At 53.0% G+C, this 16,512-nt stretch carries 9 protein-coding genes and 2 rRNA genes; 6 read left to right on the plus strand and 5 right to left on the minus strand.

Going from position 1 to position 16,512, the window contains the following annotated elements:
- Positions 1–8 precede the first annotated feature (8 nt).
- Positions 9–458, plus strand: coding sequence for a transthyretin-like family protein (locus SH467x_RS07695; protein ID WP_482370694.1), 450 nt, complete (start codon positions 9–11; stop codon positions 456–458).
- Between the two features lie 249 nt (positions 459–707).
- On the opposite strand, the gene SH467x_RS07700 is transcribed toward SH467x_RS07695, so the two are convergent.
- Complete coding sequence (locus SH467x_RS07700; protein ID WP_482371351.1) at positions 708–1,319, minus strand: peptidylprolyl isomerase; 612 nt, start codon at positions 1,317–1,319, stop codon at positions 708–710.
- Between the two features lie 199 nt (positions 1,320–1,518).
- A complete protein-coding gene (locus tag SH467x_RS07705) occupies positions 1,519–5,373 on the minus strand; it encodes a DPP IV N-terminal domain-containing protein (protein ID WP_482370695.1) in 3,855 nt (1,284 codons plus the stop codon).
- Between the two features lie 343 nt (positions 5,374–5,716).
- Here SH467x_RS07705 and SH467x_RS07710 point away from each other — a divergent pair, with 343 nt between their 5' ends.
- From SH467x_RS07710 to SH467x_RS07730, 5 genes are all read left to right on the plus strand, one after another.
- A complete protein-coding gene (locus tag SH467x_RS07710; protein WP_482370696.1) occupies positions 5,717–6,715 on the plus strand; it encodes an endonuclease/exonuclease/phosphatase family protein in 999 nt (332 codons plus the stop codon).
- A 19-nt stretch (positions 6,716–6,734) separates the two neighbouring features.
- Positions 6,735–7,664, plus strand: a complete 930-nt coding sequence (locus tag SH467x_RS07715; protein ID WP_482370697.1) for a triphosphoribosyl-dephospho-CoA synthase — start codon at positions 6,735–6,737, stop codon at positions 7,662–7,664.
- A gap of 147 nt (positions 7,665–7,811) precedes the next feature.
- Positions 7,812–8,195, plus strand: a complete 384-nt coding sequence (locus SH467x_RS07720; RefSeq protein WP_482370698.1) for a BlaI/MecI/CopY family transcriptional regulator — start codon at positions 7,812–7,814, stop codon at positions 8,193–8,195.
- A 343-nt stretch (positions 8,196–8,538) separates the two neighbouring features.
- Positions 8,539–9,216, plus strand: a complete 678-nt coding sequence (locus tag SH467x_RS07725) for a M56 family metallopeptidase (protein WP_482370699.1) — start codon at positions 8,539–8,541, stop codon at positions 9,214–9,216.
- Between the two features lie 109 nt (positions 9,217–9,325).
- Entirely contained in the window at positions 9,326–10,474 is a 1,149-nt protein-coding gene (locus SH467x_RS07730) for a CHAD domain-containing protein (protein ID WP_482370700.1), read from the plus strand.
- Here SH467x_RS07730 and SH467x_RS07735 read toward each other — a convergent pair.
- The 3 genes from SH467x_RS07735 to SH467x_RS07745 form a co-directional block, all read right to left on the minus strand.
- On the minus strand, positions 10,444–12,825 hold the full coding sequence (locus tag SH467x_RS07735) for a hypothetical protein (RefSeq protein WP_482370701.1): 2,382 nt from the start codon (positions 12,823–12,825) through the stop codon (positions 10,444–10,446). The genes SH467x_RS07730 and SH467x_RS07735 overlap by 31 nt on opposite strands.
- Positions 12,826–12,999: 174 nt before the next feature.
- Positions 13,000–13,107: ribosomal RNA gene (gene rrf / locus SH467x_RS07740) — 5S ribosomal RNA — on the minus strand.
- Between the two features lie 106 nt (positions 13,108–13,213).
- Positions 13,214–16,097: ribosomal RNA gene (locus tag SH467x_RS07745) — 23S ribosomal RNA — on the minus strand.
- Positions 16,098–16,512 lie beyond the last annotated feature (415 nt).

Raw genomic sequence — 16,512 nt, forward strand, 5'->3', positions numbered from 1 at the left:
AAGCAGATATGAATTCCTTTCGATTCGTGAGTTTGGTTCTCTCTGGGTTGGTCTTGTGTGCATCGGGATGCAGCAGCAGCGATCAACCGGACCTGGGACAAGTAACCGGTACCATTACGATGGACGGCAAACCCCTAACAGGAGTGGCCGTCGTCTTTCAACCGGAGAACGGTCGCCCTGCTCGGGGAATGACGGATGCTGAGGGCAAATACGAATTGGTTTACATTCGACAAACCAAAGGGTCGAAGGTCGGACCGAACCGTGTAGAGATCGCGCCGAGTGAAGAGGGAGAAGAGATGGAGGAAACGGAAGCGGGCGATGGCGAGGCCCAGACGGCTCCGAAGAAGTCGAAGTCTGGCAAGCCAACCGTCCCCGCTCGCTACAACACCAAGAGCGAACTGAAGGTCGAAGTCGTGTCCGGTAAAAACACCTTCGACTTCCAGCTCGAATCCAAATAATCGATTCTAAACCACGGACGACACAGAACACACGGAAAGGGAACACCAAATGAAGTGGACTCAGTTCTGTGTGTTCGGTGCATCCCATGGTTTCTCTCCGCTGCGTCTTAGCGCCGTGGCGAGAAACTTCTTCACCCCCATCAATTAGCAAACAAAGAGATGTGCAAAAGAAAAAGGGCTGCTCGGTGGAGCAGCCCTTTCTGTTGATGTCATCTGTTACTTCCAAGTTCACGACCGCAGAGCGCCGGCTTACTTGGCAGCTTTGATTTCGCCGCTGTCCTTGATCTCGATTTTGACTCGGGTGCTGCCGCTACGGCTTCCCAACGCTTCAATCGCTTTGACCACATCCATCCCTTCGGTCACGCGACCGAAAACAACGTGCTTGCCATCGAGCCACTCGGTTTTGACAGTCGTGATAAAGAATTGGGAGCCATTGGTGTTGGGGCCCGCGTTGGCCATGCTCAACAGACCCGGTGCATCATGCACGAACTTGAATGACTCATCCTTGAACTTCTCGCCATAAATGCTCTCTCCGCCAGTCCCATCGCCACGGGTGAAGTCACCACCCTGAAGCATGAAATCAGGAATGACGCGGTGGAAGAAGCTACCTTTGAAGTGCAGGTCCTTTCCTTCGCGATTCTTTCCCTTTCCTTTTTCTCCCGTGCACAACGCGCGGAAGTTTTCGGCCGTGCGAGGAACGTCTTCACCGAAGAGACCCATGACAATTCGACCAGCATCCTTGCCATCGATCGCGATGTCAAAGAAGACGCTCGTGGTGATCTTTCCCTTGGACGGGGATTCTGCCGATGCACTGCTCATTGTTACCAATACCATCAATAGAGTTGCTAAAACCAGTCGCATGTTATTCAATCCGTTTCCTAATCTGAGTAACATCCCAAAACTTCCAAGCAAACTACCAAAGCTTTCGCAGATTGACAACCGCCGGCCACCCCCATGACGTGAACACTCCTTGGCGGACCCCCGAATGCATGCGTTTCTAATCACCATGCGGCGTGGCTGCCAGGACCCAAACCGAGTTGTCGGGACCGGACAACCGGGGCTAGGGCCCAGCGGCGGGTGAGGGGGCGGCTGACGGAACAAGGGGCTTCCCTAGCAACTCTCGGAAAAAGAATTCTGACATCGTTCGATACTGATGCTCGGATTGTTCGGGGTCGGTAATCCCATGCCGGTTGCCCGGATAGATCATCAGGTCGAACGTCTTGCCCCCCTTTTGCAACGCGCGCGCCAACTGCATCGAATTGGCCATGTGGACATTGTCGTCGATCTCCCCGTGCAAGATCATAAGCCGACCCTGCAGATGCTTGGCCGCTTCCACCGCCGAACTAGTTCGATATCCGTCCGGATTGAGCTGCGGCGTCGACATATAGCGTTCGGTATAAATCGAGTCGTAATTGTGCCAATCGGTGACCGGCGCTCCGGCCACTCCCGCCCGAAACAATTTGGAATGGGTCATCGCATAGGCGGTGAAGTAACCGCCATAGCTCCAGCCCCACATTCCAATCCGATCGGCATCCACCCACGATTGCCCTTGAAGCCACTTCACTGCATCCTCCAAGTCTCTCAGCTCCACCCGCCCCATGTCTTGGTAAATGGTCCAAGTATCCTGGTTCCCTCGACCCAACGCAGACCGGTTGTCACATAACAACACTGCGATCCCTTGCTCCGCCATCCATCGATGCCACAGATCGCTTCGGTGCGTCCAAGTGTTCTCCACCGTCGGTGCTTGCGGACCTCCATAGACATGGATGAGCACCGGAATCCTTCCAGTTGATTTCTTCGTCTCCCAATCGGATGGCTTGTACAACAACGCTTGCATGGCAAAGCCGTCGCGAGCAGGAATCGAAAATAGCTCGGGATGCCTGGAACGCACATACTCCAACCGATCCTTTTTCACCCCTCCCAAATAACGCATCCGCTTCCCGTCTCGGTCGCAAAGCCACAGTTCCCCAGGCGTCTGATTGTCACTCCATGTATCAAACCAATAGGCACCCTTAGGATGGACCGACACGCGATGATTTCCTCCTGGCTCCCCAAGCTCCGTGATCGCCTTGGTCGCCAAATCGATGGCTAACAGATCGGTGTTCGCCAACCCGCTGCGTCGCGCGGTGACCAATGCCCGATCCTTCCCTGCCCAAAGGAGTTCGCGAATGTCCCAATCTCCCTCGGTGAGAGGTATCTTCTCGCCACTTTGGGTAACACGATACAAATGGCGGCGACCGCCGGCCGAATCGCTGAGCCATAAGAAACTTCCATCGGGTAACCAACGGGGCTCCTCGATCACATCCACCCAAGCCGGCGATGATTCCTCTACCCATTTACGGTTCTCGCTCGTTACACAATCGAACGACCAAACGTGCAAGAAGGACTGGATCCGGTTTTGAACTTGATAAACCAGTACATCCGGCGAGGCCAGCACATCCGGCGAGGAAGGCGACCAGCCAACGCGAACGACGAGGCGGTCATCCTCGGCATAATCCGACAACGGAACATCTTGAATCGCTCCCGTCTCCAACGAAACCACATGCAGAGAGACATGAGGGTTTTTCTGCCCCGCTTTGGGGTACCGCATGCGCTCGAGGGATTGTGCAAAGGGGATCGAGTTATCGATGACAAAGGTGGGAACGGGACTCTCATCCAACCTCAAAAAGGCCAAACGCTTCCCATCGGGGCTCCACCAATAGGCTTGGAACTTTCCTCGTCCGTACACCTCCTCTTGATATACCCAATCCAAATAGCCATTGAGGATTTCGCCACCCCCATCTTTGGTAAGTGCACGTGTCTCGCCGGTTTCTCGGTTCACGACCCACACGTTTCCGTCCTGGACATACGCCACATGCATCCCATCGGGGCTCAGCGTGGGAACTTTCTTTTCATCCTCCGGGGAGTTGGTTAAGCGTTTCACAGAATCGCTTTCGGATCTGTAGAGATACAAGTCATTCTTCTGCTCGATCAATGCATAAGAAAAGGTAGGATCAAAGGCGGAAAAATTGCGACGGTACGATGCTGCCTTGCCATTCTGAAACGCCTCCTCCTTTGCGAGGGCATCGGCTAGTTTGCTGGTTTTATCGAAAGGCGTCATCGCACCCGTTTGGCAATCGACCTCCCAAACTCGATCCGCTTGCACGATCAAATAGGCGTCGCGGTCTGCAATCCATCGCGGAGCAGGCGTCGCAGTCGGTGCGTACGCTACCTTGTCACCTCGCTTGAATAGTTTTTCTAACGTCAATGACTCGAGTGCCATGTCGCGAGGTTGGCGATCGCTCTGCCCCAGCTTGGGAACCGGTTTCGACTTCCAATCGGCAGGCAAGTCGTTGACTTTGCACACAGGGTAGATCGTGTCGACGTCCAACGCAGGGTCAAAGAAATTCCACGCAGCCAACGAATCGTCCGCATGGGGTTCCAACAGGCAGGTTGCCAAGACACCGAGCGGTTGATCGGTCGGCACCAACCATCCGTTCTGCAAGGAAACGGAAAGCGGCTCCTCCATCACCTCGACCCTCTTGATGGCGTGACCTTGAAACTCGGGAAGCTCGCGAATGGAACGAATGCGATATCCGCTCGCTTCTCTCGGTTCCACTGCGCGCGGATCGACGCTCTCCCAAAGTTCCACCCCATGAAGCCGCAATCGCCCTGCCGCCCAAGCGCTCTCGAAAGGAACGAAATAGTACTTCGGTGCAGTCACATGCAATTTGCCTTCGCCAACATTCACGAGTTCTACGGAATAAGTATTGGGAACAAGCTCCTTCGTTCGATTGCGATCGCGAGGAGTCGGGAAGGGTCCGCGTGTGCTGGGGACATCTTTCTTGGAAATTCCGTCGAGGTGCGACGTGTCCACCTCGGCATCTTGTGTGGCTTTCGACGTCGATGGATCGCCCCACGCGTAGCCCCGGACCTCGACCTTTTCTTCTGCGGCGACAATGCGGCCTTGGATGGGAATTCGGTTACCTTCCCATGTAGGTGCCTTGAACAACTCTCGAACTTGCTCGCGGCGCAATCGCAATTGCTCGACGCACGCATCGATGAATTGATACGACGCCTCGATCCGTCGTTGGTAACTCGCATACGAATAGGATTCCACGAGAATTCCAATTTTCCCGCGCACCCCCATGTACTCAGTGCTGTATCGAGGTTCGTGCCCGAACGACTCCCATCGCTGATGATCTGGCGAGAAATTACCGTAGTAGAAGGTGGGTAGGCCCTCAGATTCCAGTTGTTTGGTCACCGTTGGAAGAAACTCGGCTCTCATCCAAGTCTGCAGCTTCGGATGGGCCGCTGGGTTGTGGGGGAGATCGTAGGTCAAGTCGTATTGATGGAGGGAGCCGTTGGTGGTGTGCGCGTCGAAGAGGACGTCGATATCCCAAGCATCGAGAGTCCGCACCAGCGAGCGGACTTCTGGGCTCTCCAATTTGACAAAGTCCCGATTCAGGTCGAGACCCATGGCATTCTCGCGTGTTCCCATTCCCGAGGTCGGCCCGTCTTGCCCGGGACGGTGCTGGGCTCCCACCCGCTCGTTTCCGTCGGCGTTGAAGTTGGGCACGATGACAAAGACCATCGCTTCGAGCAATTCTCGTTTCTTTTCCGGTTTGGCCAACCAGTCCCTCGCGAGGCCGAGAATGGCTTCTTTGCTATCGCATTCGCCGCTATGTATGCCCCCCAAGATCAAAACCGTTAAACGGGGATCGCTCTCGGGTAGTGGTAGCTCGAGTTGAGGCTCTTTGGAAAGGACGATCGCCTCCAAGGAACGGCGCTCCGTCGTTTCGCCAAGCGAGACCAATCTCGCCTCCGGATGGCGTTCCGAAAGCAATGCTAGAAACTCCGCGACCTCCTGACCGGTCGCCGTCGAGGTGAAGGCTGATTTCTCTGCAATGGTCGGAAGCGAATGGGTCTCATTCAAACTCGCGTCGCTCTGGGCGAAGCAAGATACCGAAATTCCAATCGACCAAATCCAGCAACCGAGGGACAACCACGCCAGTAAAGGACACCGTGCGGGACCCAGATTCACTTTCATCTCGTTCGCCTTTGGGAAGGAACTAAATTGTTACGATAGTTCGACTGGCTATCGCGATCCGGACTGCTATCCTACTCACGCAGAAGCGTTCCTCCCAGCATCTAATTACTTTCGTACAAGATCGATGGTTAACGCCCGGCAGAATGAACAACAAGGGTACTACGGCATGATCTCAATCGGGTTCCGATCTCTGACTTCTTTCCGGTTCGTTTTTGGCTGGCAATTCACCATGGCTCGGTGGTTCGTCGTCGTGGCAGCAGCCCTCACTCCAACCCTGTGCCATGCGGACAAACCTCCCCAACCCCTCACCGTCGCAACATGGAACTTGGAATGGTTCTTCGACGAGGATTTGAGCAATAACCGAAGCGACGTGGCCAAACAACAATCCTCCCCAAGTCGCGAAGAATGGGAATGGAAGCTGAACATCGCAGCTGCCTCGATTGCGAAGATGCAGCCGACCATTTTGGCACTTCAAGAAATCGAAGATCGAAGCGTTCTGCAATCCCTCACGAAGGTACTGAAAGAGCGACACAATCTCTCCTACCGAGTCGCATTTATCGACGGGTTCGACAGCGGGACGGAACAGGATGTTGGGATCCTCTTCCAATCCGGCCTGGTCGAGTTTTCTCGCCGCGAACAGACCAATGAGATGTTTCGATCGAATGAGTTTTACAATCTATCCAAACATCTCTTTGCTCGTTTCGAATGGCAGGTAGGCGATCGCACCGAAGCACTTACGTTGCTCGTTCTCCATCTTCGTGCCACCGCCGATGCGGCCGATCTTCGAAAGCGTCAGTGCAAACTGGCACACGCCTGGGTGGGGGCTCGCGTGGCTGCGGGCGAAAATGTGATGGTACTCGGCGACCTCAACGTCGAAGAACGCGTCGGACAAATCCAGCCCGATGGCGATGGCATGCACATCATCCTAGGAAAACACACCCCCGACGAGAAAGATGATCTCATCGATCTGCTGGAATACGCTCCCTCCGACCAGCGTCAGACGCATCTCATTTTGGAAAAGGAGTTTGACCGCATGGTCACTTCCCCTTCCATGCTGAAGAAGGAAGGAAACGGAATTCTATTCAAGTCGATTGCGGTTCGGAGCGATCTCAACATCCGAGGTGAACAAGCGGACATGGACCACTGGGATACTCGCTATACGAAGGACCGCGCCGAGCGGGATATCAGCGATCACCACCCCGTCGTGGCCACTTTTGAGATTCAATGATGCCATTCGAACACGGCCAATGATGGAGCCAACGTTAGGAGATTTCGTCTGCCGGAGCATCGAACTCGAGTGCACGGCTCCTAAACTAGGAAATGTCTTCCCGGGGTATCCGTTCGAAGACATGACCCACGATTCCTTTCTCGCTGCAGCCAAAGCAATTGGAAATTGCGTCGATTCCATCTACACTCGCAGCGCAAAGAAACACATTGCTGCACCTGGGGATGCTGTACTTCGGTCCACCCAAGCCATGCTCGAGGCAGCGGGCTGCAACACCAGCCTAGGTACCATTCTGCTAGTTATTCCGCTCCTGGAATCATTCCACCCTGGAGTGCAGGAACCCAACGAACCTTGTATATCCTCCGAAAAGTGGCAGCGTTTACTCGACGCTGAAGTTTTGCAGAAGCTCAGCCTCCAGGACTCCGTCGCCATCTACGAAGCGATCTGCATTTGCAGCCCGGGAGGGCTAGGCACTAAGAAAGAAATGGACATCGCATCTCGGCCGCCAGACCGCCTTTTAGATGCCATGGCCTTCGCGTCCACTTACGACGACATCGCGTTGCAGTACGTTACTCGATTTGAATTGTGCTTCGCATTAGCACAAAGACTTTCCGCCTTGATTTCGTTGGGTAAGGACGATTCCATACTCGAATCCATTACCTTGCTTCAGCTCGATCTGCTCGCGAGACGCCCCGATAGCCTTATCGCTAGGAAAGGGGGTAGAGAGCTTGCCGAACAAGTCCGAGTGAAGGCGAATGAAGTTCTCCATCTTCGCATGCAACCATCCTCCGATTGGAGGGAAGCTTGGCAGCATCTAGACCACTGGATGCGTTCTTTTCGGAACGGGGAAGGGAAGCGAATTGCCAATCCAGGAACGCACGCCGATCTGATCGCCGCCGCCATCCTCATCCACCTTCTTCTGCAACGAACAGAATCTCCCGCGCCCGCATGAGCTTTCGTGATCATGTGAGACGATCCCCCTTTCTGTCCTCCGTCGATATCTAGACGCGCAACAAGAATTCTGCGCAAAACCGTTGACTCCCTTGCGCGCCATCACTACTATTAAACCAAATCTAACAAACCAAACATGAGGTAAGAAATGGCTCGACCTGCAGCAAAAGAGTTAACCGAGCGGGAGCTAGAGATCATGCATATTTTTTGGGATAAGGGAGAGCTAACGGCGCCCCAGATGAGAGATCATCTAGCATCGACGGGGCGCAACTTGGCTTACACGACTGTGGCTACGCTGATCAAGATCCTTCATGAGAAAGATTTTCTCATTCAGACAGGAGATCAACGCCCCTATTCCTTCAAACCATCTCGCCCCTTTGAAGATGTCTCAAAGAGCATGGTTGGCGATCTATTAGAACGGCTCTTTGGAGGTTCTCGTGAACAACTTGTTCTCCGATTGTTCGACAGCGGGAAGCTGACTCGCAAAGAGCGGGAAGCTTTAGAAAGGGTATTGAAGGAGAACAAGTCATGATCATGGACTGGATGTCGACCTTCGGCCCACGATTGCTTTCCTGCGCGTTTCAGGTTGCCATTTTTGCGCTCATCGTATCGCTTCTTTGCATTCGAACTTGGACTCCAAAGGGACCAAATATTCCACTGATGGGGCTGCTCGCAATCTTAGTTCTAACACTGGGAAAGTTCGTTCCACTGCCCGGTTGGACAAACAACTCACTGGACTGGGTAGAACGCAAGATCCTTGTAGGGAATACCCGCGATTCGACATCGCAATCGCGACCTCAGGTCCAAAACAACTCGGTTCACCGAACAACTCCTTTTCATGGTTTTGGTTGGCGTATTCTATTCCTATCCTAGCCATGCCATTCGGGCTATTTCGATTGATCGCCGGAGCGGTTAGCGTAAGAAATTTCAAGAAGAACAGTGTCGTCATCGACGATCCTCGATTGAGCCAGTTACTCGCTGAGCTACCCAACCCTTCGATACAGGGGATATTGTTCGAAACGCGCACTTCTCCCTATGTGTTGTCGCCCGCAACGACCGGAATCGTCAAACAGGTCTTATGGCTACCCATGGATTGGAGCGAGTGGACCGATCTCGAATTGCGAGGAATTTTGGCACACGAAGTGGCCCATATTCGCAACCGTGACCACCTGGCGCAGCTCTTCGCGAAGATGCCTTCCCTGTTCCGACATCCTTCCCAACCCCTTGATTCGACCACGACCGATTATGTAGTACTCGTTGGGGAAGAAACGGTTTTCCAACCGAACAAACCAAGCAAGATCTCCGAGATTACCGATGGGACCTCTACGACCCTTTTGGTCGTGGAGGCAAAGAGCAACATTCCGTGGACAAAACCGGAAGACATTCCTTGCGATCCAAATGGCCCTCTTCCGAAGCTGGGTGGGTTCACCGACGTTGGATTCAACGCCGCACGAGCCGACGGATCGGTACTGTTTGTGGAGAAATCAATCGATGCAGCAGTGCTCCGGGCAATGATCACCCCCCGTGGCGGCGAATGGATTGGTAGTAGATAATCCCTCCTTGTACCGAAAACGCATCGCGCAGAGCATCGCTAAGCAGATGATGCTCTATATTGGAAGGGGAAGTAGACGATTCATTCCCTCGAAGCGCTGAGCAAGGAACATGGTGCGGATCGCAATTGCTCACTGGAGCATCCATCACCACAACACGGAGGTGATTGCCCGGGCGATGGCCGAATCGGTCCAGGCCGAAGTCATCTCTCTCGGCGAAATAGCTAACCACGACCTGACGAAATTCGATCTGCTCGGAATTGGCTCGGGGATCTTCTTTGGCAAACACCACTCACGAGTGTTGAACTTTGCGAAAGAATGCAGGAGTTCCAGCAGGCTCGAGTCGTTCGCGAGCCCCCCGCCTGACTTTCAGGACCTTCCCATGTCCAACCTCCAACCAATATCCCCGCTCGTCTTCGGTTCGCTGGAAAGACGCCTCGATGAGATCCAACGAAAAGGTTCGCTGATCTCTCATGCGAAGTCGAAGCTCGGTGAACCTATCCACAACTTCCGAGTCGATTGCCGTAAAGGACTCGCAGCTCTGGACTTCTACCAATCGGTTGTCCCCAAGGGTTGCTTCAAGCGATTGCGATCCACACTCCGAAAATTCCTTCGCCAAAGCAACCTTGGACGCGATTTGGATGTCATCGTCCAAGCTTTGAAAGACGAAAACTCGCCGGGAACATCGCAGCTCCTTCGACGATTGAAAAAGGATCGAAAGCGAGAGTTTCGATCTTTTCAAAAGAGGGTGAGCAAACTCGCGTTTGGTCACCTTAAAGCAAAGCTGCATGCCAAAATGCTAGACGCTGCCGCTTCTTCTCCGATCGAAGATCACGATGGGTCCCTCGCGAATTGGGCCCACCACGGATTGCAAGTAATTGCTCAAAGGCTTTTCAGCGATGCCCATGTTGGCGACTGGAATGCAGAATCGGCTCACCAACTTCGGCTTCGAATTAAGAAACTCCGCTACAGCGTGGAGCTAGCGACCTCTCTAACTGGCAAGATTCCACTAGCGATCGAAGCACCGCTTTTAGAAAAAAGCCAACGGATGCTGGGAGAAATCAACGACTTGGCCGTTCGGATTCGAACGCTTCGCGCGTACCGATGCCGATTGAGGAAGCCGGAATGCCAAGACTTTCTCGAACACCAGATCTCGTCAGATAGTCGGGAGCTTGACCGACGCCTGGAACAATGGTCCCAATTCTGGACCCCCGAATGTCAAACCCGTTTTTACGGAGCCTTTGCGAAACGAACTTTTTGAATCTCGTATCTCCCTGTGGCACTCAAATCCCCTCGTGCCTGGTAGGGGGCCCAGCGGCCAATTTTGAACAACCCTTGGGTTTTCAACGTTTCCTTGACTGGAGGCAGATTTCGGCCATCGATGCTCGCGTTGGTTTCGACCCCGTCGGCGTGAAGGAGCATTTTGTGTGTCACCAGATAGTTCCAAGGTATTTCTGTCGAGGAAACTCCTTCCAGTTTCCCGTTGGCTTGAGGAAGGTGATCCAGCATCCCAAGCCTTCGTGTTCCAATCATTCGAAACAAAACGCCGTTCCCATCGAGTGTGTCTCGGGTCAACGGACCAAAAAGGAGCGCGAATCCGTACAGATCCACACTGGATTTGTCATAGCGCACGTCGATTTCCACCAACAAGGGGGGCGAAACTCGAAATCGCGGAATGATCACAGACGACGCATCATCCATTTTGACGCTCCAACCCATCGATCCCTTCGAAGTCACTTGAAAATCTCCGATCGCAAGCCACCCCAGCGCGTCGTTTCCGAAGTCCAAGATCACTTCGCCCTTGGTCTCCCAATCCTCACGCCATTGAAAAACCTTTTGGCAAAGGGTCGCTACCTTGTCGAGAGGAGCCGAATCAAGCTTTTCCGCTGCAGCGGTCAGCGCATCCAGTTCCTTGCGAACGCGAACCAAGGGGTGGGAGAGTCGGATCGTATCGTCGAAAAAAAGGCCCCTTTGAAGCGAAACCCAGTCAACCTTCGGGCCTGCAGCTGTCGCTGCCGCAGCGCAAAAATCCTTTGCAAGTGCCAAATCGAACTCCACACCGATTGCGAATTGGATCGAGAGATCCGCCTCAAAATGGGTCAAAAGCCAATGCAATCCTTCGAAATCACCGCAATCCCAGAGAAGTCGAGCCAGAATGCGGACCGAACTTGGCGGGAGCATCCAGTGATCTGCCTTTCCCACGTCGCTTCGAAGGTAATTCATGGCGGATTGGCAGATCGACTTCACCCGGTCCGAATCCAAAGTCGCACCGAAACCTCGTTCCTCGGCCCATTCCTCCAAAACTTGCAAAGCAAAGAGTCCAAGGGTTGGGGATTTCGGAAACGCCTCATGCAATTGATCTGCGTAACGAAGCAAAGACGCCTCTCCACCTCCCCACTTCGTCTCCCGAGAGGACAAAAATGTCCCGTGGGCAGGGAGATACTCGGGATCGATCGACAACACATAGCGAAACCAATGATCCGGCGTAACACCCGTGCATCCAGCGGAGCGTTCCAACCTCATCAGAGCATCCGCGACGGGAGCCAAACTTGGAGCCCGTCGCAGGGATTCCAAATAAAACCGGGTCGCAATCTCCGCCCAAACTCCAAATTGCTCCAAATCCTTGTCTTCGACCAAGTATGTATAGGAAGCTCCCCGATATTTGAACGCAATCTCTTCTGCAATTCGACCACGAAGTGCACTTCGGAACAGTTCTGAGCAACTTCCCTTTGTCTCGGAATCCAAACGATCGAGAAGAAATAGTTGCGAATGGACGTTGTAGCTACTTACCAGTCGATGGAATCGTGGAAAAAGGAACTCTTCGAGTTCCGGAAACTCGTCCACGGATTTCGCGCAATCCACGATCGCGTCGATTCCATCTTCAATATCCCGTCCTTGGAGCTCGGTTGCCATGCGTCCATAGATCTGGGTTCGATTTGCCGCGAGCAAAATTCGCAAAACGGGAGAACGATCGAAGGACTTCGCCCAACGCATCCCACTTTCGCTGGCTCGAACCAACTCTTCAAACGATTTCGCCGTTCGAACTTGGAGATAGGCAATGAACGGATCCTCAATCGATTCCTTTCCAGCTTTCTCGATCTGCGAGCGGGAGGGAAAATCCATTGCCCAACTATCCGCAAGGTACTCGATCCAATCCTGCTGACTATCTCCTAGTTTTGCGGCCCCAACAGGATTAGCACGATAGAAATCGTCAACGATCTCCTTCGATGCAGCAAGTAGGTGTTCACGTCGCGAAGAAACTTGCTCAGGAAGCAGAGGCATTTGATCTCCCCGAAGCAAAGCATCCGCAAAATGAGGTTGAACGCGAGCACGTTCCCCCAGCAAATCTACTGCGATATCGGTGGCGCTCCATTGGGGCGCGACGATTCCATCCAATCGTTTCCTCAGCTCCGCGGCCAATTCGTCTTTGTTTTGCGCATCAGCGCCGCGATAGAGGACGACCTTTGGTTTGGACTCCGCTGAACTGGCCAACTCGGCTGGCGGTGGTGTTGGAGTTGTCCACTTCAGCACTCCCCAGCAGCCGAGCAACAGAACGATGAGTACGGCGATTTTCAACAACCAAAAGGTTGAGGATGAATGGGGTTTGGGCATGGCATTGCTTGGGAGAGAAAGGAGAGAACTGGATCGGGGTCCAATTTATCCAATATAGCAAACCGCCGACGAGAAGTGGCCGAGCTGGCAACGGGATAGCAAGGAGGGGAATGAAGGGTGATGTAGGTACGTAAAAAAACCCTTTGTGGACGAATCCACAAAGGGTTTTTTAAAATCCGGCAATACCTACTTTCGCACTGGTGGGCACTATCATCGGCTCGAAAAGCTTAACTACTGTGTTCGGGATGGGAACAGGTGATCCTTTTCGATATAGTCACCGGAAGGGAGCAACGAGGGTGGTAACCCGTCGTTGCCCATGTTGGATTGGTAAATGTTATCTGCGTCTAGGATAGTTATCGGATCGTGCACGGTTAAGTGCAAGATACCGATGGTCAAGCGTTCGTCCGTTAGTAATGGTTAGCTTAACAGGTTACCCTGCTTACACATCCATCCTATCAACCTGGTAGTCTACCAGGGGACTCTCGCTACAAGTAGCTACGAAACCTAGTCTTGGAGAGGGCTTCACGCTTAGATGCTTTCAGCGTTTATCCTTTCCGTAGTTAGCTATCCAGCCGTGCCACTAGCGTGACAACTGGTACACCAGAGCTACGTCCAACCAAATCCTCTCGTACTAAGGTTGATCCTCCTCAAGTTTCGTGCGCCCACGGTAGATAGGGACCGACCTGTCTCACGACGGTCTGAACCCAGCTCACGTACCGCTTTCATTGGCGAACAGCCAAACCCTTGGGAGCTTCTTCACCCCCAGGATGCGATGAGCCGACATCGAGGTGCCAAACCGCCACGCCGCTGTGGACGCTCGGTGGCGATAAGCCTGTTATCCCCAGAGTACCTTTTATCTGATGAGCGATAACCCTTCCATTCGGAATTACCGGATCACTAAGGCCTACTTTCGTACCTGTTCGACTTATTTGTCTCACAGTCAAGCACCCTTTTACCTTTACGCTCTTTGCCTGATTGCCGACCAGGCTGAGGGTACCATTGCGCTCCTCCGTTACTTTTTAGGAGGAGACCGCCCCAGTCAAACTGCCCAACTGACAATGTCCTAAGCCCAGATTCATGGGTCAAAGTTAGAATTAAAGCATATCCAGGCTGGTATCTCAACGATGGCTCCCTGAGAACTTGCGTCCCCAGTTCAAAGCCTCCCAGCTATTCTGCACAGAACATACCTCAACCCAATATCAGCCTACAGTGAAGGTTCATGGGGTCTTTCCGTCTAGCCGCGGGTATGTGGCATCTTCACCACAACTACAATTTCACCGGGTCGGTGGTTGAGACAGTGCAGCAGTCGTTACGCCTTTCATGCAGGTCGGAACTTACCCGACAAGGAACTTCGCTACCTTAGGACCCTCATAGTTAGGGCCGCCGTTTACTGGGGCTTCGGTCGCGAGCTTCGCTTTCGCTAACCCTCTTCCTTAACCTACCAGCACCGGGCAGGCGTCAGACTCTATACCTCCTCTTACGAGTTCGCAGAGTCCTGTGTTTTTGATAAACAGTCGCTGCTGCCGATTTTCTGTGGCCTACTTTCGTAGGCGCCCCTTATCGCGAACTTACGGAGCCATTTTGCAGAGTTCCTTAACCACCGTTCTCCCGAGCGCCTTAGAATACTCTTCTCACCTACCTGTGTCAGTTTTAGTACGGTCGACCTTGCTTTAACGTTTAGAAGCTTTTCTTGGATATCCTTCCACACACTTCGGGATCTTAAGTGCCCTCGTGATCCTGTCTTGGCTTGTGCCCGGCGGATTTGCCAACCGGACGCCTCGTCAGGACCAACAGACATTTCTAGTCGTACTGCTGTATTTTCGGATACCGTCCCTCCATCACTTCACAAGGCCGGCGACGGAATATTAACCGTCCATCCATCGTCTACGCCTTTCGGCCTCGACTAAGGTACCGGCTAACCCTGGGCGGATTTACCTTGCCCAGGAAACCTTAGGTGTTCGGCGAACAGGATTCTCACCTGTTTAATCGTTACTCATTCCGGCATAATCACCTGATGGGGCCGACAACGCTCCTTACGGTACGTCTTGTATCTCCCCATCAGCGCTCTCCTACCGATCCTTACGGATCCCGCAGCTTCGGTGTTCTATTTACTCCCGTTCATTATCGACGCAGAACCTCTCGACCAGTAAGCTGTTACGCACTTTTTAAATGGTGGCTGCTTCTAAGCCAACATCCTGGCTGTCACAGAGATTCAACTTTCTTAGTGACTGAATAGAACTTCGGGACCTTAGCTGACGATCTGGGTTGTTTCCCTCTTGACCATGGAGCTTATCCCCCACAGACTGACTCCCGAGATAGTTACAACGGTATTCGGAGTTTGGTTCGGCGAGGTACCCAAGGAAGGGCCCCCGTCCGATTCAGTCTCTCTACCCCCGCTGCATAGTGGCTCGAGGCTATCCCTCAAAATATTTCGGAGAGAACGAGCTATCTCTGCGTTTGATTAGACTTTCACTCCTCCCCACAGATCATCCCATCGGTTTTCAACCCAAATGAGTTCGGTCCTCCACGCAGTTTAACCCACGCTTCAACCTGTCCATGGGTAGATCACGCAGTTTCGCGCCTAGCGCCCGCAACTTAGTCGCCCTATTCAGACTCGGTTTCCCTCTGGCTTCGGCCCGTAGAGCCTTAACCTGCTGCAAACGCTAACTCGCCGGATCATTTTGCAAAAGGCACGCCGTCACACTTTTAATAGTGCTCCGACCGCTTGTAAGCACACGGTTTCAGGTTCACTATCCTCCCCTAACAGGGGTTCTTCTCACCTTTCCATCGCTGTACTGAGTTCACTATCGGTCATTGAGGAGTATTTAGCCTTACGGGATGGTCCCCGCAGATTCAGACCAGGTTTCACGTGACTGGCCCTACTCAGGTACCACTCGGGAGGCGCTCAACTTTCGCTTACTGGACTGTCACCATCTATGGTGTGCCGTTCCTGGACACTTCAGCTAGTTGTCGCTTTGTAACTCCCATGTGAGTGGCCCTACAACCCCGAAGAGGAAACCTCCTCGGTTTGGGCTCTTCCGCTTTCGCTCGCCGCTACTAACGGAATCGATTTTTCTTTCTTTTCCACCAGGTACTAAGATGTTTCAATTCCCTGGGTTGGCCACGTATACCTATGAATTCAGTATACGCTAATTCGGGTATCTCGGGATCAACGCCTATTTGTCGACTCACCCAAGCTTTTCGCAGACTTTCACGCCCTTCATCGCCTCTCAATACCAAGACATCCCCCGTGCGCCCTTAGTAACTTGACCATCGGAATCTCGAACTCAACTCAACCCAACATCGTTGTTCATCCACTGCTTTCACAGCCAACAACCAACAACACTGCACCGAGCCGCTCGATCCGATCATCTTGCCAGCTCATGCGATTCACATCGCACCACTGACTCGCCTATCCTTTTTTGCGCTCGTTCAAAACGGTTCATTAAAGCTCAGCTGAATAATCAGCAAGCGTTCTTCTCAGAACCGGTTTAAACATATCAATCGTGCCCTCATCCTTAACCGGAAAAATCAAGGACTTGGCACGAGTTCAGATGCCATCTACCAATCCAACCAAATTGTCAAAGATCAGTTTCGCTTGCGACTTTCGTCACTTGCGAGGGGTCACCATCTTACTGAGGTCACTGACTCGCGTCAAGTGGTTTTGTAAGATTTTTTTGACCGTCT

The organism is Brakhagea slesvicensis, assembly GCF_052161625.1.
Taxonomy (GTDB): domain Bacteria; phylum Planctomycetota; class Planctomycetia; order Pirellulales; family Pirellulaceae; genus JBKCUI01.